This is a genomic window from Terribacillus sp. JSM ZJ617 (assembly GCF_044383785.1).
Lineage (GTDB): Bacteria > Bacillota > Bacilli > Bacillales > Amphibacillaceae > Terribacillus.
Window position 1 is genome coordinate 80,501 of the sequence record NZ_JBISEQ010000005.1, and the last position, 20,254, is coordinate 100,754.

General features: G+C 42.6%; 21 protein-coding genes and 1 riboswitch. Of the genes, 19 read left to right on the forward strand and 2 right to left on the reverse strand.

Annotated elements, in window-relative coordinates:
* Positions 1–175 precede the first annotated feature (175 nt).
* The 8 genes from ACH6C1_RS15855 to ACH6C1_RS15890 all read left to right on the forward strand — a co-directional run bounded on the left by ACH6C1_RS15855 (position 176) and on the right by ACH6C1_RS15890 (position 5,568).
* Entirely contained in the window at positions 176–436 is a 261-nt protein-coding gene (locus ACH6C1_RS15855; protein WP_095218965.1) for a YesK family protein, read from the forward strand.
* A gap of 34 nt (positions 437–470) precedes the next feature.
* Positions 471–761 (forward strand): DNA-binding protein, encoded by a 291-nt coding sequence (locus ACH6C1_RS15860; protein ID WP_095218964.1) that lies wholly within the window; start codon positions 471–473, stop codon positions 759–761.
* Between the two features lie 24 nt (positions 762–785).
* Positions 786–1,220, forward strand: a complete 435-nt coding sequence (locus ACH6C1_RS15865) for a GNAT family N-acetyltransferase (RefSeq protein ID WP_374078985.1) — start codon at positions 786–788, stop codon at positions 1,218–1,220.
* Positions 1,221–1,433: 213 nt separating this feature from the next.
* Positions 1,434–2,270, forward strand: coding sequence for a transketolase (locus tag ACH6C1_RS15870; protein ID WP_170937623.1), 837 nt, complete (start codon positions 1,434–1,436; stop codon positions 2,268–2,270).
* Positions 2,267–3,217 (forward strand): transketolase family protein, encoded by a 951-nt coding sequence (locus ACH6C1_RS15875; protein WP_374078787.1) that lies wholly within the window; start codon positions 2,267–2,269, stop codon positions 3,215–3,217. Before ACH6C1_RS15870 ends, ACH6C1_RS15875 begins: the two co-directional genes overlap by 4 nt.
* Positions 3,218–3,238: 21 nt before the next feature.
* Positions 3,239–3,997 carry an SDR family NAD(P)-dependent oxidoreductase gene (locus tag ACH6C1_RS15880; RefSeq protein ID WP_374078789.1) on the forward strand — a complete coding sequence of 253 codons (759 nt, stop codon included), beginning with the start codon at positions 3,239–3,241 and terminating at the stop codon, positions 3,995–3,997.
* 58 nt (positions 3,998–4,055) lie between these two features.
* Complete coding sequence (locus ACH6C1_RS15885; protein WP_095270622.1) at positions 4,056–5,387, forward strand: MFS transporter; 1,332 nt, start codon at positions 4,056–4,058, stop codon at positions 5,385–5,387.
* Positions 5,356–5,568 (forward strand): hypothetical protein, encoded by a 213-nt coding sequence (locus ACH6C1_RS15890; protein ID WP_374078792.1) that lies wholly within the window; start codon positions 5,356–5,358, stop codon positions 5,566–5,568. The genes ACH6C1_RS15885 and ACH6C1_RS15890 overlap by 32 nt, the downstream gene beginning before the upstream one ends.
* A 32-nt stretch (positions 5,569–5,600) precedes the next feature.
* On the opposite strand, the gene ACH6C1_RS15895 is transcribed toward ACH6C1_RS15890, so the two are convergent.
* Entirely contained in the window at positions 5,601–6,305 is a 705-nt protein-coding gene (locus ACH6C1_RS15895; protein ID WP_374078795.1) for a FadR/GntR family transcriptional regulator, read from the reverse strand.
* 142 nt (positions 6,306–6,447) lie between these two features.
* On the opposite strand from ACH6C1_RS15895, the gene ACH6C1_RS15900 reads away from it, so the two are divergent.
* Together ACH6C1_RS15900 and ACH6C1_RS15905 are read left to right on the forward strand one after the other, a co-directional pair.
* Complete coding sequence (locus tag ACH6C1_RS15900; protein ID WP_108721263.1) at positions 6,448–6,492, forward strand: erythromycin resistance leader peptide; 45 nt, start codon at positions 6,448–6,450, stop codon at positions 6,490–6,492.
* A 338-nt stretch (positions 6,493–6,830) separates the two neighbouring features.
* A complete protein-coding gene (locus ACH6C1_RS15905) occupies positions 6,831–8,291 on the forward strand; it encodes an Msr family ABC-F type ribosomal protection protein (protein WP_374078797.1) in 1,461 nt (486 codons plus the stop codon).
* A gap of 172 nt (positions 8,292–8,463) precedes the next feature.
* On the opposite strand, the gene ACH6C1_RS15910 is transcribed toward ACH6C1_RS15905, so the two are convergent.
* Positions 8,464–9,951, reverse strand: a complete 1,488-nt coding sequence (locus ACH6C1_RS15910; RefSeq protein WP_374078800.1) for a PrpR N-terminal domain-containing protein — start codon at positions 9,949–9,951, stop codon at positions 8,464–8,466.
* 234 nt (positions 9,952–10,185) lie between these two features.
* Between ACH6C1_RS15910 and ACH6C1_RS15915 the strand changes: the two genes are divergently transcribed.
* From ACH6C1_RS15915 to ACH6C1_RS15955, 9 genes are all read left to right on the forward strand, one after another.
* A complete protein-coding gene (locus tag ACH6C1_RS15915) occupies positions 10,186–11,622 on the forward strand; it encodes a cytosine permease (protein WP_374078802.1) in 1,437 nt (478 codons plus the stop codon).
* 446 nt (positions 11,623–12,068) lie between these two features.
* Complete coding sequence (locus tag ACH6C1_RS15920; protein ID WP_255212168.1) at positions 12,069–12,155, forward strand: putative holin-like toxin; 87 nt, start codon at positions 12,069–12,071, stop codon at positions 12,153–12,155.
* A 613-nt stretch (positions 12,156–12,768) separates the two neighbouring features.
* Positions 12,769–12,870, forward strand: a riboswitch (SAM riboswitch).
* Positions 12,871–12,959: 89 nt separating this feature from the next.
* Entirely contained in the window at positions 12,960–14,147 is a 1,188-nt protein-coding gene (locus ACH6C1_RS15925; protein WP_374078804.1) for an acyl-CoA dehydrogenase family protein, read from the forward strand.
* Between the two features lie 233 nt (positions 14,148–14,380).
* Positions 14,381–15,097 (forward strand): AAA family ATPase, encoded by a 717-nt coding sequence (locus ACH6C1_RS15930; RefSeq protein WP_374078806.1) that lies wholly within the window; start codon positions 14,381–14,383, stop codon positions 15,095–15,097.
* 98 nt (positions 15,098–15,195) lie between these two features.
* Positions 15,196–15,663 carry a GNAT family N-acetyltransferase gene (locus tag ACH6C1_RS15935; protein ID WP_374078808.1) on the forward strand — a complete coding sequence of 156 codons (468 nt, stop codon included), beginning with the start codon at positions 15,196–15,198 and terminating at the stop codon, positions 15,661–15,663.
* Positions 15,664–15,675: 12 nt separating this feature from the next.
* Positions 15,676–16,104, forward strand: a complete 429-nt coding sequence (locus ACH6C1_RS15940) for a GNAT family N-acetyltransferase (protein WP_374078810.1) — start codon at positions 15,676–15,678, stop codon at positions 16,102–16,104.
* A 24-nt stretch (positions 16,105–16,128) separates the two neighbouring features.
* Entirely contained in the window at positions 16,129–16,716 is a 588-nt protein-coding gene (locus tag ACH6C1_RS15945; RefSeq protein WP_374078812.1) for a type 1 glutamine amidotransferase family protein, read from the forward strand.
* A 119-nt stretch (positions 16,717–16,835) separates the two neighbouring features.
* The gene (locus ACH6C1_RS15950) at positions 16,836–18,707 is read left to right on the forward strand and encodes a BglG family transcription antiterminator (RefSeq protein ID WP_374078814.1); all 1,872 of its coding nucleotides are present in this window, start codon (positions 16,836–16,838) and stop codon (positions 18,705–18,707) included.
* 88 nt (positions 18,708–18,795) lie between these two features.
* Positions 18,796–20,133, forward strand: coding sequence for a PTS sugar transporter subunit IIC (locus tag ACH6C1_RS15955; RefSeq protein WP_254593542.1), 1,338 nt, complete (start codon positions 18,796–18,798; stop codon positions 20,131–20,133).
* Positions 20,134–20,254: the final 121 nt, after the last annotated feature.

Below are 20,254 nucleotides of genomic sequence, written 5' to 3' on the forward strand. Positions count from 1 at the left end.
TGTTTCTTTATATTCGATCACAAAGATACTTTCCTCCTTTGCATGTAAATTCTTACAGTATGCAAAGCAATCTGCTTTAAATCAGGAACTTTATGTAAGCTAATTCGTAATAAGGAGTATGACATTGGGTTTTAATATTGATCACGAATACTATTCTTAGAAGGGGCATACATAAATGAGCTTTTTGTTAACGACAGTTATCTTCGCTGCACTTATCATAGGTATTTCACTGATTTTCAAAAAGAAGAAACCTATAATGTTTTTAATACCTACTTTGTTTACTGTGTTAAGTATTGTCTTGTTGATTATTAGTTTCCCTATCGGAGGTTGGGAAGGATTGGGGATAACAGGTATTAGCATTGCATTGTTAATCTCTTCGGCTGCAGCTCTTATTATTGTAGGCTTTATAGGATTTTTAAGTTCGAATGAGAATTAGCATTCTTGCTGACGGATAAAGGAGATAAACGAACATGGAAATAGATTTTTTCTGGATCGGGTTAGGAATAGCGGCATTCGGATACTTCATAGGTAATGGACTTAAGATTTTTAAAAATCCAGAAGCTTCGTTTCAATTTGAAGACGAATATCCTACCCTAATTAAGGAGAAGGATCTGCATACATATTTGAACCTTAATAAGGCGGAGGGTGCGGACTTGTTGTCTAAGCATCCCAACGCTCCAAAAATTGAATTGAATGGAACTACATATTATCCATACCAGCAATTTATGAAATGGATAACGTCAAAAGAAATTTACCTATAGGGAAGGAATTGAGCAATCGTGCAAATGACTTTACGTGCGGTAGACGCGGATAACTGGCATGGCTGTATAAAGCTGTCGGTAAGTGATGATCAAAAAAAGTATGTAGCTGAGAATGCTGAATCCCTTGCACAAGCTGCTTATCAAAAGCAATGGTATCCGCATGCTATTTATGCGGGGGATACGCTAGTCGGTTTCTTGATGTTCGGGACAGATGAGGAAACGAAACGGATAGAATTATGCCGTTTTATGCTAGATAAGCAGCACCAGGGGAAGGGTTATGGAAAAGCTGCTCTTATGATGCTGCTAGAGCTGATTAAAATCAGGTATGGAGCAATTTCCTTTTATACGAGTATTGTGCCGGGGAATGCTGCGGCCGAGAAGCTTTATGAAAGTGCAGGATTTGTGATGACAGGTGAAATTATGTGGGATGAATTAGTGATGAAAAAAGAACTTGCATAAATTATATCGTTTTATGTGATACAAGAGAGACACCTTTAGAGGTGTCTTTTTTGTTTACCATAAACATACCGAAGATAGGCAAATGCAACAATTTAACATTTTCACTGGACACGACGGAAAAATGGAGGTATTATATGTGCAACACCACTTGTAATACAAGTATACAAGTATATGAGTTTACAAGAGGATCACTTAGGAACAGGAGTGTGGCATATGCAGCAAACAAGCGTTGAACAGTTGAAACAGCATGCGATTGAATTACGCAAAACAGCAGTCACGATGGTGTATGAAGCACAGTCTGGGCACCCGGGAGGTTCCTTGTCGGCTGCGGATGTTATATCTGCTTTATATTTCAGAGAATTGAATGTAGATCCGACCAATCCGAAATGGGAAGATCGGGATCGATTCGTTTTATCAAAAGGGCATGTAGCCCCAATACAATATGCGGCTTTAGCTTTACGAGGCTTTGTTTCAAATGAAAGCGTATACACTTTACGCCAGTATGGATCACCTTTCCAAGGGCATCCGGATATGAAGAAATGTCCAGGTATTGATATATCAACAGGATCATTAGGCCAAGGTCTATCTTGTGCAGTCGGCATGGCGATTGCAGGACAGCGTGATGAAAAAGACTACCGCGTATTTGCGATGGTAGGCGATGGGGAATGCCAGGAAGGACAAATTTGGGAAGCTATTCAAGCGGCAGTTAAATATAAGCTGGATAACTTAATCGTATTCGTGGATAACAATCGACTGCAAATAGATGGCTTCTGTGAGGACGTAATGCCGCTGCTCGATTTGGAAAAGAAATTTGATGCATTCGGTTTTGATACAACTCGTATTGACGGCCATAGCATGGAACAGATAGTCGAGACATTGGATACCTTTGCCAAGCAGAAGAACGGGAAGCCGAAGTGCATTGTCTGCGATACCGTGAAAGGAAAAGGTGTTTCTTATATGGAGGACCAAGCTGCATGGCACGGTACAGCACCTAACAAAGAAGAATTCGAGTTGGCAATCAAGGAACTAGAAGGAGGCTTGCCGGTATGAGTGTGACAAAAAAAGCCGTCGAGAAAAAAGCGACAAGAGCTGCATTTGGAGACGAGATTGTCCGTTTGGGTGAGTCAAATAAAGATATTTACGTCGTGGATATTGATATCGGGAAATCCTGCAAAACGGATAAATTCATCGAAAAATTCCCGATGCAGCACATCAATGTCGGGATCGCAGAACAGAATGGAGCAGGTATCGCGGCTGGGCTTGCGACAACAGGAAAGATTCCTTTCATCAGTACGTATGCGGTGTTCGGTTCCCTTCGTATGGCAGAGCAAATTCGTCAGGAAGTCTGTTATCCGAACTTGAATGTGAAGATTGCTTGCTCCCACGGCGGGCTGACACCAGGAAATGACGGCGGAAGTCACCAGGCAATTGAGGACATGGGCGTGATGCGATCATTCCCGAATATGACAGTCATTATGGGAGCGGATTATCATTCTACTCGCAAATTGATTGCCGAAGCAGCTGCCATGTACGGTCCGGTTTACCTGCGGTTCACGCGTGATGCGGTACCAATGATTTATGACGAGAATGAGACATTTGAAATCGGCAAAGCAAAGCAGCTCCGTGACGGAGAGGATATTGCCATCATTGCAAACGGCGATACCGTACGTCTAGCAATCGAAGCTGCTGAACAGCTCGAGCAAAATGGTGTTTCCGTTAAGCTGCTGGATATGCATACGATCAAACCGCTTGATGTAGAAGCAGTCAAAGATTGTTTGGATATCGGCAGAATCATTACTGTTGAAGATCACAACATTCTTAATGGTCTTGGCAGCGCAGTAGCAGAAGTTATAGCTGAAGCAGGGAAAGGTCAGTTAGCTCGTATCGGTGTACAGGACAGATTCGGTGAATCTGCACCTTATGAAAAGCTACTCGAAATTAACGGCATTACCGTAGAAAACATTATCGCAAAAGCAAATCAATTACTAACAAACTAATAGCATAGGAGTCTGGAGAACATGTTCAAATTGGATGAGCGAGTCGCAATTGTTACAGGTAGTGGATCTGCAAAAGGAATCGGCCGAACTATCGCACTGACATTGGCAGAGCAAGGTGCGAAAGTAGTCATTGCCGATATGAATAAGGAAGGTATCGAAGAGACTGTAGCTGTCATAACAGAAGCCGGCGGGACAGCTCTTGGAGTGGAAGTCAATGTAACAGATAAAGCTTCTGTTGACGCTATGGTAGAAAAAACGCTGGATGCATTCAGCCGAATTGATATTCTCGTTAACAATGCCGGTATCTCGCAAAAAGTGACAGTAGAAGAAATGACGCTCACAGACATCACAAAGGTTTTCAACGTCAATATGTTCGGGCTGTTTCTTTGCACGCAAGCGGTATTGGAACCAATGCGTAAGCAGAAATTCGGCCGCATCGTCAGTTTGTCTTCTGTTTCTGCGAAGCGCGGCGGCGGTGTGTTCGGTGGTGCGCATTACTCCGCATCCAAAGCGGCTGTACTTGGATTCTCCAAGAACCTGGCACGAGAAGTAGGACTGGATGGCATTACCGTAAACTGTGTTGCTCCGGGATTAGTGAACACGGATATTTGGAAATCACTGCCGCAGGAAGATGCTTTGCAAGTCATCTCTGGCATTCCGCTTGGCAGACCAGGGGAGACGAAGGAAATCGCTTCTGCTGTTGCATTTCTTGCATCAGAAGAATCCTCCTATATCACTGGGGAAGAAATCGATATCAATGGTGGCTCACATATGGACTAAAGAACTGGGGCGGGCCACCTAGCCCCGTCCTGCATCAGAAATGATTGGAGGAATAATCTTGGAGCAGCACATGCTGGAGAAATCGACTACCCGGAAAGTGACATTACGTCTGATACCGTTTCTGTTTCTTTGTTTCTTCATCTCGATCCTGGATCGTGTGAATATCAGTTTTGCAGCTTTACAGATGAATGAAGATCTTGGTTTTTCAAATGCTGTATATGGTCTCGGAGCGGGTATATTCTTCTTAGGTTACTTCCTGCTGGAAGTGCCGGGAAGCGCGATAATGACCCGAATTGGAGCGCGGCGCTGGATCAGTCGAATCATGATTTCATGGGCGATTATCGCGATCCTCATGGCATTTGTAACAGAACCTTGGCAGTTTTATACTGCGAGATTCCTCTTAGGAGTAGCTGAAGCAAGCTTCTATCCATGTATGGTGTATTACTTGAGTGGGTTCTTCCAATCGAAGCACCATGCGAAGGCCATTGCTGCCTTCATGCTGGCCATACCTGGAGCTAATGCAGTTGGGGCACCATTATCTACGTTCTTGATGCAGATTAATTGGTTAAACCTTGCAGGATGGCAGTGGTTGTTTATTTTGGAAGCGGTTCCAGCTATGATTCTAGGAATCATCTGCTTCTTCTATTTGGATGATCGTTTGGAAGATGTGAAATGGCTGAAGGAAGAAGAAAGGAACTGGCTGCTGGAAGTAACACAAAAAGAAAAGGAGGCGAAGCAGCAGGTAAAGCATTATACGTTTGCGCAGGCACTAAAGGATCGAGATGTCCTGATTCTATCCGCGGGCTACTTCTGCTGGATGTTCGGCTACTACGGCATCAATATGTTCCTGCCGACCGTAACAGAGTCTATGTCTGAATCCTTGTCTATCAGTACGCAGGGGCTGGGCTGGCTGCTCGGGCTCATGTATGCTATCGCCATGGTGGCAATGATACTTGTCGGGAATCACTCAGATAAAAAGAACGAAAGACGCTGGCATGTGGCTGCTTGTTTAACAACAAGTGCAATCGCTATGATTGCGAGCAGTTATGTGGCGGAATCGAATATCATTCTTTCCTTTGTGTTACTCACAATTGCATTGTGCGGGGCTTTCGGAGCGTACTCTCCGTTTTGGGCAATACCACCTTCCTTCCTTACTGAATCAGCCGCTGCAGGTGCGATTGCTTTGATCAACAGTATCGGGAATCTTGGCGGATTCTTCGGACCGTATGCCGTCGGTTATATCAGAGATACAACAGGTTCTTTCACAATGAGTATGTTTTTCCTTGGTATAAGCATGATTCTAAGCTCGCTTATCATAATATTCCTAGTGAAGCAGTCCGGAAAAGCAGTCTCTCGGATTGCTGAAAAGAAACTCGGTAAATCAAGCTGATAGATGCATGACAAAAAATCAATCGGAGGCGAAGAAAATGGAAGAGAGATTAAATTCGAAGCAAACGATTATTTGTCAAGATTGCGATGATGTGATTGATGTGACAGTCAGTCCGGAAGGCGGTCGCACTTTATACGGTGTCTGCCCGGAATGCTCAGACGATAGCAATACAGCCCAATGATGAAAAGAGGAGTCAGCATCTGCTGACTCCTCTTATACTTTCCAATACCGTTCATACAGGTTATCCATGTGAAGCTTCATCAAGGCTTCTGCTTTTTTCGCGTCATGATCCTCAATCGCTTCGATTAAATTCTTGTGCTCATGGAAATTTACGCCGCGAAAATCAGGTCTTGTTACTGTACGATCACGGATGAAAGTCCACATTTGCTGCTGCTTCATGGCGCTGCTGATGGTTGCCATGAACTGGATGTATAGGTCGTTATGGGAAGCTTTTGCTATGCCATTATGTAATTTTTCATCCGTTTCTGGAACATACACGCCTTCATTTGTTTCCTTCTCCATCTGCTTGATTGTTTCATTCAGTTCTTTTAAATCTTCCTCTGTGGCTCGCATGGCCGCAAATCGTACGATAAGCGGCTCGATGTTCATCCGAGCTTCCACGATATCCTCTGGAGAGACATTTGATAAGAAAGCAGGGGAATAAATCTCATCTGCGGGCAAGGACTTAATAAACACACCTTCGCCCTGTCTGGAATAGGTGAATCCGTTCATTTCCAATGCACTCATCGCTTGGCGCACCGGGGCTCTGCTTACACCAAATTGTTCACATAGTTCTCGTTCTGATGGCAGCTTATCTCCGACCTTGAAAGCACCAGACTTCATTTGCTCGACGATTTGTTCGTAAATTTGTATGTATAGTCTTTTATTTGTTACTGGATTAAAGTTCATAATGACCACCTCAAATATGAGTTCCTGCTTATTATATTATAAAGCTTTGCAGGGATAACGGCAAAAGGGTAATGGTTACATGTTTTTGACTATCTCGTATCAGGTATATATAATAAAAATGAATCCATTATCTAAGGAGGATTATTAAAAAATGACACACGCAATGAGACTTCGTTTCCCAGCTTTGAACCAGTAATTGAATACGTTCAAAGGCTCTGTTTGTACAACAGAGTAAACGGGATCAGTCTGTCCTTTTTTAATAATCTTCTTTATAGAATAGTTGACGTGAGAAGTAAGACGATTACATGTCTTTTTTCGTGTCCACTTATCCCAATGAGAAATCCAGCTGGTAGCTGATATCTTTTCGTTTACTCTGAAACTGCAGGCGAGTCGTCTGTGGTTTTTTTGCATTTTAAATGATTGGGGAGTGCTGGCAATGCAATTTTTATTATTCTTTTGATACGGGTCTGATTTAAAGGCTCGTATCGATCCTAGCTATCGATACGGAATAAAACATTTCGGGAGGTAGCAACGATGGAAAAAATCTGTTTTGAATTAGAAAATATCGAGGTCACGTATTTAGATAAAGATGTGCTGCGTATTGAACGTTTAGCGGTCCATCAATTTGATCGTATCGGCATTGTAGGAAAGAATGGTGCTGGTAAGAGTACTCTATTAAAGCTGCTTGCAGACTTCAAGCAGCCGACGGGCGGAACGATACATCGGCACGCGGATAGCGGCTATTTTGAGCAGCTGGAAGCTCCGGCAGCAGCAGAAGCTGACCCTTCATTGATGGGAAAGCTGGCAGTGCCGAAAGGTAGGCAGCAACTAAGCGGGGGAGAGCAGACAAGATTAAAGCTCGCACAATTGTTTACCCATTATTATGAGGCGCTATTAATTGATGAGCCGACAACACATTTAGACCAAGATGGTATATCATTTTTACTGGATGAACTGCGCTATTATTATGGAGCTTTGGTACTCATCACTCATGATCGTGCTGTACTTGATGAACTTGTCACGACGATATGGGAAGTGTCTGATGGCAAAGTGAGCGTGTACCAAGGAAATTACAGTAATTATGCGGCTCAAAAAGAGTTGGAACGCGAACAGCAGATGCAGGCGCATGAACAATATAAGAAGGAAAAGAGCAGACTTGAAAAAGCAGCCCATGACAAAATGAAAAAGGCAGAAAAAATCGCGCAGTCTGGTAACATGTCTAAAAAGGAATCAAAGTCAAAAGCAAATCGGATCATTGAAACGAAATCAAAAGGCACGAGCCAAAAAGCGATGCAGCGTGCGGCCAAAGCGATAGAAAACCGAATGGAGAAGCTGCAGGAAGTCGAACCTGTGCAAGCGGAGCACTCGATTACTTTTCCACGTTCCAAGCATTTGGAGATGCATAATAAATTTCCGGTTATGGCAGACCGGCTTACGCTTAAAGTGAAAAGCCAAGTGTTATTGGAGGATGTCAGCTTCCAAATGCCTCTCGGTAAAAAGATTGTCATTACCGGAAGAAATGGTTCTGGCAAGAGTTCTTTATTGCAGCATATTGCTGATGGTGGAGAAGGGCTGGTACTTTCTCCAAAAGCAACAATCGGCTATTTCCAGCAAATGAGTTATCAATTTACAACAGATGAATCTGTGCTGCAGTTTATCAGAAAAAGATCTGTTCATGATGAGGGGTTTTTGCGGAGTGTTCTGGATTACATGCAGTTTAAAGGCACTGATTTGGCAAAGAAGGTATCTGCTTTAAGCGGTGGTGAATCGATAAGATTACATCTATGTCAGTTGTTCTTGGGAGAGTATAACATTTTGTTATTGGATGAACCGACCAACTTTCTCGATATACACGCGCGTGAGGCATTGGAACAATTTATAACGGCTTATAAGGGAACGATTATCTTTGTCTCGCATGATCGGAGATTCATTGATAATGTGGCAGACTTACGCTTTGATATTTATGGGAAAAAGCTAATACAACATGGATTTTAAGCGTAGGAGAGATTGGGATAATAAGAGAGGCAATTTATACTAATAACTGTTGATTGAACAAGAAGCACATCTCTTAGTAGTTAAGAGGTGTGTTTTTGAGGTTTTGTGAAAGCGCTTTACTATAAATGTGAGAAAAAGCTGTGGCTTCATATAACAGGCCACAGAAAGGAGATCAAATACTCACTCGTTCAGATTTTTCATAAGCAAGACTGTCCTTTTGTCTTAGCTGCTCAACAGCAGATTGTAATGCCCAAATACGCAGCTCCAGGGATAGTGCGAAGCGTTTTTCAGGGTCTGAAAGCAGACCAATCACGCTTTCTATTCTGTCCATATATCCATATACGGTTTGTCTGGAGGTGCCTACATGGTGGGCAACCGTAGTGATGGATAAACCATGGTCAAGCAGGAGGCGGAGTATTTGCAGCAATCTTGCCGTATTCTTCAGCTCAAAAAGCGGCTTGATCAGCTTTATCTGTGGCAATGAATCGGTGCGCAGGAGAGGGAGCAGCATATGAAACGGGCTGCCTTCGCCTAGAATACAGAGGGAATCGGAAACAGCACGGCTGTTTACTAATTCCATCGCGACTTGCGCCTCCCAAACTTTTTCAGAGAGCAGTGTTTCAGAGGATAACATATCTGCTGTCGGGCTGGATGAACTGATGCCTCCTGCTAGTTTATCAGGGCAAGGAATGTTCAAGAGCGTATTGGATGAAGGCAGCTTTGACAGAAACAGAACGTGGCACTCCTTATCTTCAATCGCATAGAAAAGAGGTTCGTCTCGGCTGGCTTCTAATTTTTTGATAGTAGTTGTCAGATGTTCCGTGCCTTCTTCACTGGTAAAAATCCCTGCAAATGCAAACGGAAAACAACTATTGGAAACGAAGCGGGTGCTTTTTTCCGTTACGAGTGATTGATGGAACATAAACTTATCCAGAGCAATATCTATGTCTGATTTTGACTTGGTTGGGATGGGGTGTTGCGGCAGCGGCATAGCAGTGTTTCCTGCAGAATAGGAAGAAACTTCATACGAGTGCAGCGGATGCCGCATGAACTCCTTTGCCCATTTTTGGGTGACCTGTTCAATTTCCTGACGTGAGGTCTCTAAGCGTGCCACATGCTCCAGAATCTTCATGATGGAATCCTTCGAGTGCAGAAAAACAGAAGGAATTTCGTTTTCATCTGCAAGGGAGCAGATAAGTCCGCCTCCTATAATCGCATCGGTACCTGACTGCTTTAGAGATAAAAGCAAGGAAGCTGCTTCTTCTTGGGATCGGTATGAGAAGTATTCGTACTCTCCGTCAAGTGTCAGGAGTGCATCCTGACAAGATTGTAATTCCTCGCCATAATGCACGACCGCAATCTTTTTCCCGAACTGCCTTGCTTGGAGGGCTGCCTGGAGCAAATCATAGCGAGTGATCGGTATAGGCAGGATGGGCAGATCGGATCGATAATTACTTCTATCCAGCATGGTCCAATGGGCTCCGCCTGTGATGATCATATTCGGCTTGATTGTTTGAAGATGCGTGTTCAGGAAATGGACGACACCACCGAAGCTGACATCTCTGATTGTTACATCAGGCAGCTGATCCATAGAATCCATGACCTGCTGGACAACATGCGTTAATTTAGGATGACTTAGAATTAGCACTTTAGAGCTCACTATAACACCCCTTCTCCAATTTTTCGAAACATGGCAGCCGGCTTCATTTTCAAAAGAATATAACATGACACCGCAATTATTACAAAGCTTGTGTAACATATGCTTACATAGCAATTTGTTAAATAGGTATTAACAGTATGCCAACTATGAGAAAAAGAGATTAGGCAGGATAATGTGTGAAAGCATGTATGACTATATATTTCAGAAAATTAAGAAAATGGAGGTATGGAATGTATGAATCGCTTAAAAGAATGGTGGAGGTATGACCCAGCAAAAGAAGCAAATTCACTTGATTCTGTGCATGAGCCACTTACGTTTGATAAGCGGAGAAAGGCCTGGCCGCTCTTGATTCTCGGGTTTACGTGGGGATTCTTAGTCACAGGCCTGCTGATAGGCGGAACAATCGGACCGGAGCTACCGTTTTTCACTGGCACAATACCTGCCACACTCATTGGCTGTTTGGTATTGTTCTTGATTGCTGCTTTAACAGGCATGGTTGGCTATAAATTAGGCGGTACCAATGACATGGCATTTCAATTCGCCTATGGCAAAATGGGCAGAAGGATACCTGCAATCTTCCTGATAATTGTCATTATGGGATTTCAAGGAGTGGTAGTCGGAGGGACAGCGAGTTTCTGGCTGAAGGGAACAGATCATCCGGCCTTTTTCTGGGTAGCGCTGTTTTTTGGTCTATTGTTTACTGTCACTTGTTATATAGGAATCGATTTGATCGAGAAAATATCGAACCCGGCTATGGCCTTGCTGATCGTCGTAAGTATCTATGCGATTTTTTATAATATAAACAGAGCTGGCGGATGGACTGCTTTTAATGATCAGACCGTAACGATGGCAGCCAGTTCTGATGGAGGAACAGTAACCTTTGCAGCGGCTATCAACTTGGTGATCGGCTCCTGGATTACAGGTGCAGTGCTCACCTCTGATTTCACCAGATTCGCCAGGAATAAGTGGGTGGCACTCGGCATGCTGTTTAGTTGTTTCTTTTTAACCCAAGTGCTTCTGATTGTCATGGGAGCGATTGGTGCAGTTACGAGCGGTTCCTATGATTTTACGATTTATCTTAGCGGAATTTCTCCGCTCATTGGTATTGTCGCCTTGATCGCTATGACACTGGCAATGTGGACTTCTTCCAATACGAATTTATATCTACCTGCCAGTCAAGTTGCATCAATCTTTAAGCGGCCATTTAAAGTAGCTGTCGTCATTTGCGGTGTCCTCGGGACCCTTTTAGGAGCATTAGGCTTTTTTGAGCAATTTTCCACCTTTATCAACGGTATAGGGGCAGTCGTACCCGCTTTGGCAGGTCCGATGATAGCAGATTTCTGGATCGTTCACCGTACAAAATATAAAGTGGAGTATCTGACAAAGCTTCCGAGGTATAATGCTCCAGCCATCATTGCTGCATTTGGCGGAATCCTAATAACACTCATGGCTACAGGATTGCCTTTCGCAGGCTTGGATCCAGTTTCCTTCCTAGCACAGCCTTGGATGGTGCCTTCGATATTAGGTGTAGTGTGCTCTGTAATCGTTTATCTGGCCGTTTTCTATTTATTCCAAGCAATGGGTATTAGGTCTGGTTATGCCAAGGCAATCACAGTTGATTCTCTTATGGAAGATGAACCCAAAGCAGGCGATGTGATAAATACGATTTAGTATCCATTTTGTCTTAAAATCGAAGGTTCCGTTTTTTAAAGGAATGGCAGACATATGGACCTGGCATTAAATAATAAGTGTAAAAATATTCAGAAATTATTGGCTTAAGTTTTGTATATTTTATATTTCTAATAAACGGAAAAACATAGGACACGGGGTGTTAAATGGAGAGTATCCGACGCCGACTGTATATTCATAGCTGAAACTTTTCCAATTTGAGATAAGAAAAGGTGGCAAGACTCTTGTTATAAAGGGTGCTTGTCACCTTTTTTCTTTGAAAAAAGATGCTTTGCCAGGTACTATAGTAACGCAGTTTATGGTAAAATATGGACTTTTGTTATATATGGGCTTTCTGGAACCTCTGATATAATAGTAGGACAATAGCATAGGTGACTCAAGGGTGGTTTGCGCATTACTCTTTCCTTTAACGGAGGGTGGTGTAGCGGATGACGGTGGCTGAGGCGTTGACGTTGATGATCGGATTTGGAACGTTGATTGTTGCGATCTTGTCGGAAAAGAACGAGAAAAAATAACCACCCTTGAGTTGGCAGCTCGAGAAGGGTGGTAATGTTTCCTCTTTTTCGCGCAGATCCCCTAGGGAATCATGCTATTACTGGACAGACCGATTGGTGTTGGCAGCACCGATCGGTCTTTTTCTGTGCACAAATATTATAGTAACGCAATTGGAAGGGATTGTCATGTGACTATTGGAGTAAATGCTGCTTACTAATCCATTTCCGTAATTGGTCTTTGTCAAACCGGTTTTATGTACTGCTGTCCTATTGGTAAGCGATTGACTTATCCATGGGGTTGTTCCCTTGTAATGCTTGTCTACATTTTACCGGACAGCAAGAACCAGCTAAGTAACTATAATTGGTGCTTCGGACATATAGAAATTAGACCAATAAATATTTGAAGATTATTTAAACCCTTGGTACTGTAATTGTATAGATGGTGAAACAATTCGGAAAAGAGGCATCGGTAGGAAGAATGATACCAATAGTCTCTTTGAGAGCCTGCTGCGTACTGCATGTAGTATCTTCTCATTAGATTCATTAAAATAAATAACATGCAATATTATTTAAATTTTCTAAAAGTATTGACTTTATTTTATACATAATTTATATTTCAACTAACAATTAAATAAACTTATCAAGAGAGGTGGAGGGACTGGCCCTAGGATACCTCGGCAGCAGACTTTTTAAGCACTGTGCCAAATCCAGCAAGCGTATGCTTGAAAGATAAGCGGAGTATAACGGAACGGTTTTTTTACCTCTTCTTATTTAAAGAAGAGGTTTTTTTAATGCCCGAAGTACACTATGGAAAGGGAGATTTGAATGGAGACTATAATTGCTAATGATGCCACACAATATGTGAAAATAGCAGCAACTTTAGCTCAGGAGTTTTCGAAGGACGCAGCAGAACGTGATAAAGCTGGCGGTACAGCTAAGGAACAGCGAGACGCTTTAAGGGAAAGTGGACTATTGAATCTTATTATTCCTAAAGAGTACGGAGGAGAAGGACAGCCTTGGTCTATTGTTCTTAAAATTGCTCGAGAATTAGCCAAAACGGATGCGGCTCTTGGACATTTGTATGGCTACCATGCTTTTCAAACAGTTTTGCCGCATATTGCGGGTACTGCAAAACAAAAAGAGTATTTTTATACGCAATCAGCAAAAAACAATTGGTTTTGGGGAAACTCGTCTAACCCGATTGAGCCTAGTTTAATCGGGAGAAGGCAAGGAGACTCTTTTACTCTGAATGGACATAACACGTTTAGCACTGGTGCTAAGGATTCTGATCGCTTGGCTATTACATGGTACGATAATGCGGAAAAAACAACCTTCTATCTTGGAATTATTCCAAGTTCTAGACAAGGTGTCACGATCAATACCGATTGGGACGGTATGGGGCAAAGACAAACGGATAGCGGATCCGTTACCTTTGAAAATGTTGTAGTGGAAGCAGATGAAGTTATTGATTTCACGGAATCTAAAGGAACCCCTTTTGCCACTTTTGATGCCATTTTATCGCAGATTATTTTAGCGAATGTTTTTGTTGGTTCTGCTGAAGGAGCATTAGAAGAAGCAAAGAAATACACAATTGAGAAATCACGACCATGGTATCTTACAAATTATGAAGAAGCTATTGATGATCCTTTTATTCAACGGAGCTATGGGGATCTTTGGATTGATGTTCAAGCTGCAGTTCAATTAGTGGAAAAAGCCGGGGAAAAGGTAGACGAGGCTTGGGCAAAGGATCGTTCGCTTACAGAGGAAGAACGGGGAGAAACGGCTCTTTTCACAGGCGCAGCGAATGCTTTTGGAACCAAGGTTGCCTTACACGTGACAAGCGAAATTTTTCAGGTAATGGGTGCTCGTTCAGCTACCAGGAAAAACAACTTTGATCGGTTTTGGAGAAATGTTCGCACCCATTCCCTTCATAACCCTATTGAATACAAACGGAAAAACATAGGGCGTTGGATGTTGACTGGGGAGTATCCAACTCCTACTGTTTATTCATAAGAAACATTAACTTGGAGATTTTATAAAGAAAACAAGCTTGTTAGGCTGCCAGGCTATCGAATCCTTATGGTATACGGCAGCCTAATTTTTTTTGGTCCTCTCTATTTCATCTACAGTCAATTCGTTCTCTATCTTCTTTGATCAGAATGCTCAAGACCTCTGGATAGTTTCTATTCATTTTCGTATCATGGAATAGAGGTGATAAACGGCATTTTCTAATAAGGAGGTAAGTCATGTTTTTGAAAAGAGTAAAACTGCTGCAGGAAAATAGCTATAATTCCAATGCCTATCCATTTACCATACCAGCTCTCCAGCAACTGAATGAACTGGATTTCAAGAAACCTGTCACCTTCTTCGTCGGTGAAAATGGCAGCGGGAAATCGACATTAATGGAAGCAATCGCAGATTTGTGCGGATTCAACACAGCTGGGGGCGGGCGTAACAATACATATGACCTGGAAGCATCTGAAGCTGCGCTTTCTGATCATATTCGGCTATCCTGGCTGCCTAAGGTGACCAAGGGCTTCTTCCTGCGGGCAGAATCTTTCTATCATTTTGCTTCGCATATAGATGACATCGGCTCCATTCATGCCTACGGCGGAAAATCGCTGCATCATCAATCCCACGGGGAAGCTTTTCTTTCTTTGTTTCAGAATCGCTTTGGAGGCAAGGCAATTTACTTACTCGATGAGCCGGAGGCAGCACTATCACCGCAACGCCAGCTTACGTTTCTCCGTATCATCCATGATTTAGAGAAGACAGGGGAAGTGCAATTTATCATTGCTACCCATTCACCAATCTTGCTTGGTTATCCGGGAGCGGAGATTTTGCACTTCAGTGAGGAAGGAATCCGGTCTGTGGATTATGAAGAGACGGAGCATTATCAGATTACGAGAGGGTTTTTGCAGAATCCGGAAGGGTATTTGAAGCATCTATTTCAAGATGGATAAGGAATTAAGTAAGCCTGCCTATTTTTTGGGTGGGTTCTTTTCTATATGTCATTCCTGTACAATAAAAAGAAAAATATGGAATTCAGGAGGCCTACTTAATGTCAGTCACATTCGAGGAAATGAACACTGAAGAAGTACAGCAGTATATTGATTTTGAAATTCCTAACTATGCGGAAAATGTATCTGCTAATCTCGGTATTCCAAAAGAGACAGCTCTTAAAGATGCCGACAAACAGCTGCACAGTTTATTAACAGAAGAAAACAGAAAGAAAGATCATTTTATTGGGCACGTAGTTTGCGAAGATAAGAAAGAGAATGTTGGTATCATTTGGTACAACATTCAGCCAGAAAGAGACAGGATTTTTATTTTCCACATCTACATATTTGAAACATTCCGGAAGAGGGGCTATGCCAGTGCTGCGCTGACTCTTTTAGAAGAAGTGGCGAAAAAAGAAGGTATTGGCACAATTGCACTGAATGTATTTGCTAACAACGCGGATGCGCAGCATGTATATAGTCGGCTAGGTTATGAGACGGTATCAATGGTGAAGACAAAGAAACTTTGAGGTGGGAATCATATGGGAATACGTTTATGTAAAGATGATGATTTGAAAGCATGCAGTGATACTTATGCCAAAGTTTTCAATGAAGCTCCATGGAATGAAGCCTGGACTACAGAAACTGCATTTTCTTACTTGATTGATTTTTATCAAACACCTGGTTTTACAGGGATTGTTGCGACAGAAAATGAGAAAGTGATTGGCTTTCTCTTCGGTGTGAAAAGGAAATGGTGGTCTGGTGATGAATTCTTTATAAACGAGATGTGTGTACGAACTGACCAGCAGAGTAAAGGCGTCGGCAAGGCTCTTATGGAGTACCTTATTGGAACTACAGATGCAGAGACAATCTCCTTGCTGACAGACCGTGGATTGCCAGCAGAAACTTTTTATAAGCGAAACGGGTTCAAGGAGATTGAGAGAATTATGTTCATGAGCAGGGACGTTTAAAAATAGTAGAAAAGAGGTGCATGAATGAAAAAAACAGTTCTTATTTTTCTTACTGACCAATATGCGGATTGGGAAGTGAGCTATGTAGCAGCAGAACTGCAAGCACCGCATTCAGAGTATCAGGTGAAGACTGTCACGCTGGATGGAAAGCCAGTTTCATCTATAGGAGGATTCAAGGTTCTCCCAGATTATAGTTTAGCAGAAACAAAGACTATCGACTTTCACATGCTTATCTTGCCAGGCGGCAACACGTGGAGACAGCCCGAAACTGTCCCAGTAAAAGAGCTGGTTGCACACTGTGTGGCAAACAATATTCCTGTGGCAGCCATTTGTGATGCAACTGTTTTTCTTGGAAGGTATGGTTTCTTGGAAGGCCGGAAGCATACAAGCAATACCTTGGAATATCTGAAGGAAGGTGCTCCAATTTATACTGGGGAAGAAGATTATATTGATGCACAATCAGTCCGAGATGGAAACTTGATTACAGCTAATGGAACCGCACCTTTGGAATTTGCGCAAGATATCTTGAAAATGCTGGCTGTACGGGAAGACGAGAAGATTGATAGATGGTATAGGTTTTTTAAAGAAGGTTCTATTGTTTCATCGAGGTAGACAGCTTTACTGTGGCATAAGGAGGCATTTACTATGTATGCCTCTTTTCTATGGAATAGAAAATATGGTGTCGGGATCCGTACTGTATGAGCGGATTCAATAGATCGGGGTGATAGAATTTGCTGTCAAAGAGACAGATTGGAATTCTTGAATTGATGGAACTCGGGGACGAGTATACTGGTGAACAGATTGCAGGTATGCTAGGCGTAACAGCGAGAACAGTAAGGGCTGATATGCGCGTGTTGTCTAGTACCTTATCAACTTTCGGAGCGGTCATCGATTCGAAAAGGGGCAAGGGTTATAGACTGACCGTGCATGATCCTGAAGCTTATAATCGTATGAAAATGCAGACGCAAGAGATGGAGGATCAATCAGACCGTGTTGTAAAGTTAGCCCTTTTACTGTTACAAAGAAAGACTTTCTTGAAATTAGAGGAAGCTGCAGAAACACTGTATGTTAGCGAATCTACCGTTAAGAATGATCTGAGAGTACTAAAAAAAGATTTGGAATCCAGAGGTCTGGCTGTTATCACAAAGCCGAAATATGGGATACGTATTATTGGATCTGAACGACAGCTGCGAAATGTGTATCGTTCATTTCTTGAAGCAGATGCTATTATACCTGGACTTAAGGATAAACGGTATCAAGAGCTTCGGGAGTTAGTCGTTTCAGTACTCAAGGAAGAAGATACATTAGTAACGGATATAGGTGTGGATAATCTAGTAATTCATATTTGGATTGCTAGCGAACGGATGGATGCAGGTTTAGTTGCAGATATATCCCAATCAGATCAGGAATCTATTACTCGATCGAAGGAATACCAAGTGGCACAAAAGCTTGCGAAAAGTGTTGGGATTGTACTGGGAGTAGACCTGCCAAAAGACGAGATTGTATACATGACAATGCATATACTAGGAGCTAAGTCGGTTTCTTATGAAGAAAAAGGAGTGAAAGATTTTACGAAAGTTGTAGAGCCCCGAGTCATGGAAATCTCAAGAGAGCTGCTACGTATCGTGGATAACCATATGCAGCTTGCACTTTCGACGGATAATGAGCTGCTCTGTGGTATCGCTCTGCATCTTAAACCAGCATTGAACCGCTTCAAATACGGACTAACAATTCGGAATCCAATGCTTTCAGAGATAAAGCAAGCATATCCAGAAGCGTTTGATGCCAGCGTATTGATGGGTAAGAAATTGCAGGAACTGACAGATGTAGCGATTAATCAAGATGAACTAGGCTACTTAGCTTTACATGTCGGAGCTGCGATGGCAAGACAAGAAAGTCAGCGTGTAAAGAAGCGTGCTCTGGTCGTATGTGCAACTGGGATAGCTAGTTCGCAGCTGCTGTACTATAAACTGCGAGCACGATTTAGCGGGAGGATGGAAGTTGCAGGTACGTGCAGTGCTGCAGATTTACAAAGACGGTCACTTGAAGATATTGATCTTATTATCAGCACAGTGCCGTTGACGAGTACCTTGTCTACACCAATTGTAAATGTTCATACATTGCTTCGGGAGTCTGATGTAGGTCAGATTGAACGTATACTTACGGATAGAAAGCAAACCCTATCAGCCTATATCCGGGCAGATCATATCTTTTTACAACAAACCTATACGAATCGGGATGATGTTTTGCAGTTTCTGGTTGAGCAAATGGAAAAGCGCTTCGTTGTCCCATCTAATCTACTGGCACTTATAAAGGAACGAGAAGAGATGGCTCCGACATTCCAGGAAAACCTTGTTGCAGTCCCACATCCTATTTATCCAGTTATGGATGAACCAGTGGTGCTCTGTTGTACGCTGCAGCAGCCTATTGATTGGGGAGGAAATGAAGTACAAGTCATATTCCTTTTCTGTATACCAAAACAATATAATGAGGGTTTGCAGCAGCTTTACGAAAGTATGGTCGTTTTCATCGAAGATAGACAGAAAGTGAAACAGCTTATACACGCACAGGATTTAGCAGCCTGTCTCCCCCTGTTAAGCTGATAGTTTTCCTATGAATGAGGAAAAACAATGTATGTAAATGTAAGCGCTTTTATAATAGACTCTGGTATAAGCGAAGGGGGAGAGTCAGATGGGCAAGAAAATGGATAAATTCACAGGTGCCTTGGAAAGCGTAGCTTATACCATATCCAACCAGAAGCACATAAAGGCGATTAAGCAATCATTCGTAACCTTGATGCCAGTCATTATTGTCGGGGCGTTTGCAGTCCTGGTCGAGAATATGATTCTGGATCCGGAGACTGGTTTAGCAGCCTTCAGTATGTTTTCATTCTTGGCTGAATTACAAGGAATCATGGGCGCAATAAATTATGCAACATTGAATTTCATTACCATTGCAGCAGTGGTACTGATCGGGATAGAACTTGGGAGAATCAATGGTCACAAATCATTATTCCCAGGCTTGATGGCCTTGATCTCGTATATCTCCGTCATACCAACAACGGTATTACTAGAGGTAGACGGTTCTTTGCAGGAAGTGGTCAATGTATTAGCTAGGGAGTTCTCAGATCCGAAAAGTCTTTTCCTTGGCATGTTCATTGCTCTCATATCTGTAGAGCTGTTCACCTGGTTTTCCAAGATGGATAAACTTACGATTAAGATGCCTGACAGTGTTCCATCCAATGTAACGACATCGTTTGCTTCTTTATTTCCATCGATTATTACGGTAACGATTATTGCCAGCTTTGGGTTTGCATTCCATCGATTAACAGGTATTTATTTACATGAAGCAGTCTATAACGTGATACAGCGTCCCTTGGAGTCTGCTATCCAAGGCTTGCCGGGAATCTTATTGCTAATGTTCGTTGCACAATTCTTCTGGGTAATCGGTATTCATGGGAACCAGATGATCAAGCCGATACGGGAACCGCTTTTACTCGGGTCTATAGCAGTCAATATGAATGCTTACGCTGCCGGTGAGGAAATCCCAAATATCATCACGATGCCTTTCTGGGATGTTTACATGAACATTGGAGGCTCGGGTGTCACAATCGGACTTTTGGCTGCGATATTCATTGCAGGGAAAAAGCAGGAGATGCGCAGTATTGCAAAGCTATCCGCAGGACCGGGTGTATTCAACATTAATGAGCCTGTCATTTTCGGTGTACCAGTCATGTTGAATCCTATTCTGGCGATTCCATTCATCATTACTCCGCTAATTACGGGTACAATTGGATATATTGCAACTGTTATCGGATTTGCAGATAAAGCTGTCGTCATGGTTCCGTGGACAACGCCGCCGATTATTAACGCATGGTTATCTACAGGCGGCAGCTGGGGAGCGGTTGTTACCCAGTTGATTTGTATAGCTGCTTCCATTTTGATCTACCTGCCTTTCATTTTCATCGCGAACCGCACACGCAGACTAGATGAAGGTAACAAAGATGAAAGTAGTACAAAGATAGGATAGTTACTAGATCTTGCTCTACTGTCATTCATCAGATTGACGATTACGTGGAAAAACGGCGGCAGATGTGACGTATCAGCAAGTCATCCATTCAAGGTTACTGAACTGTGCAGATATGGAATAC

Coding starts and splice junctions, on each gene's coding strand:
- ACH6C1_RS15855 (WP_095218965.1), top strand. CDS start 176: ATGAGCTTTTTGTTAACGACAGTTATCTTCGCTGCACTTATCATAGGT.
- ACH6C1_RS15860 (WP_095218964.1), top strand. CDS start 471: ATGGAAATAGATTTTTTCTGGATCGGGTTAGGAATAGCGGCATTCGGA.
- ACH6C1_RS15865 (WP_374078985.1), top strand. CDS start 786: ATGACTTTACGTGCGGTAGACGCGGATAACTGGCATGGCTGTATAAAG.
- ACH6C1_RS15870 (WP_170937623.1), top strand. CDS start 1,434: ATGCAGCAAACAAGCGTTGAACAGTTGAAACAGCATGCGATTGAATTA.
- ACH6C1_RS15875 (WP_374078787.1), top strand. CDS start 2,267: ATGAGTGTGACAAAAAAAGCCGTCGAGAAAAAAGCGACAAGAGCTGCA.
- ACH6C1_RS15880 (WP_374078789.1), top strand. CDS start 3,239: ATGTTCAAATTGGATGAGCGAGTCGCAATTGTTACAGGTAGTGGATCT.
- ACH6C1_RS15905 (WP_374078797.1), top strand. CDS start 6,831: ATGGAAAAAATCTGTTTTGAATTAGAAAATATCGAGGTCACGTATTTA.
- ACH6C1_RS15915 (WP_374078802.1), top strand. CDS start 10,186: ATGAATCGCTTAAAAGAATGGTGGAGGTATGACCCAGCAAAAGAAGCA.
- ACH6C1_RS15920 (WP_255212168.1), top strand. CDS start 12,069: ATGACGGTGGCTGAGGCGTTGACGTTGATGATCGGATTTGGAACGTTG.
- ACH6C1_RS15925 (WP_374078804.1), top strand. CDS start 12,960: ATGGAGACTATAATTGCTAATGATGCCACACAATATGTGAAAATAGCA.
- ACH6C1_RS15930 (WP_374078806.1), top strand. CDS start 14,381: ATGTTTTTGAAAAGAGTAAAACTGCTGCAGGAAAATAGCTATAATTCC.
- ACH6C1_RS15935 (WP_374078808.1), top strand. CDS start 15,196: ATGTCAGTCACATTCGAGGAAATGAACACTGAAGAAGTACAGCAGTAT.
- ACH6C1_RS15940 (WP_374078810.1), top strand. CDS start 15,676: ATGGGAATACGTTTATGTAAAGATGATGATTTGAAAGCATGCAGTGAT.
- ACH6C1_RS15945 (WP_374078812.1), top strand. CDS start 16,129: ATGAAAAAAACAGTTCTTATTTTTCTTACTGACCAATATGCGGATTGG.
- ACH6C1_RS15955 (WP_254593542.1), top strand. CDS start 18,796: ATGGGCAAGAAAATGGATAAATTCACAGGTGCCTTGGAAAGCGTAGCT.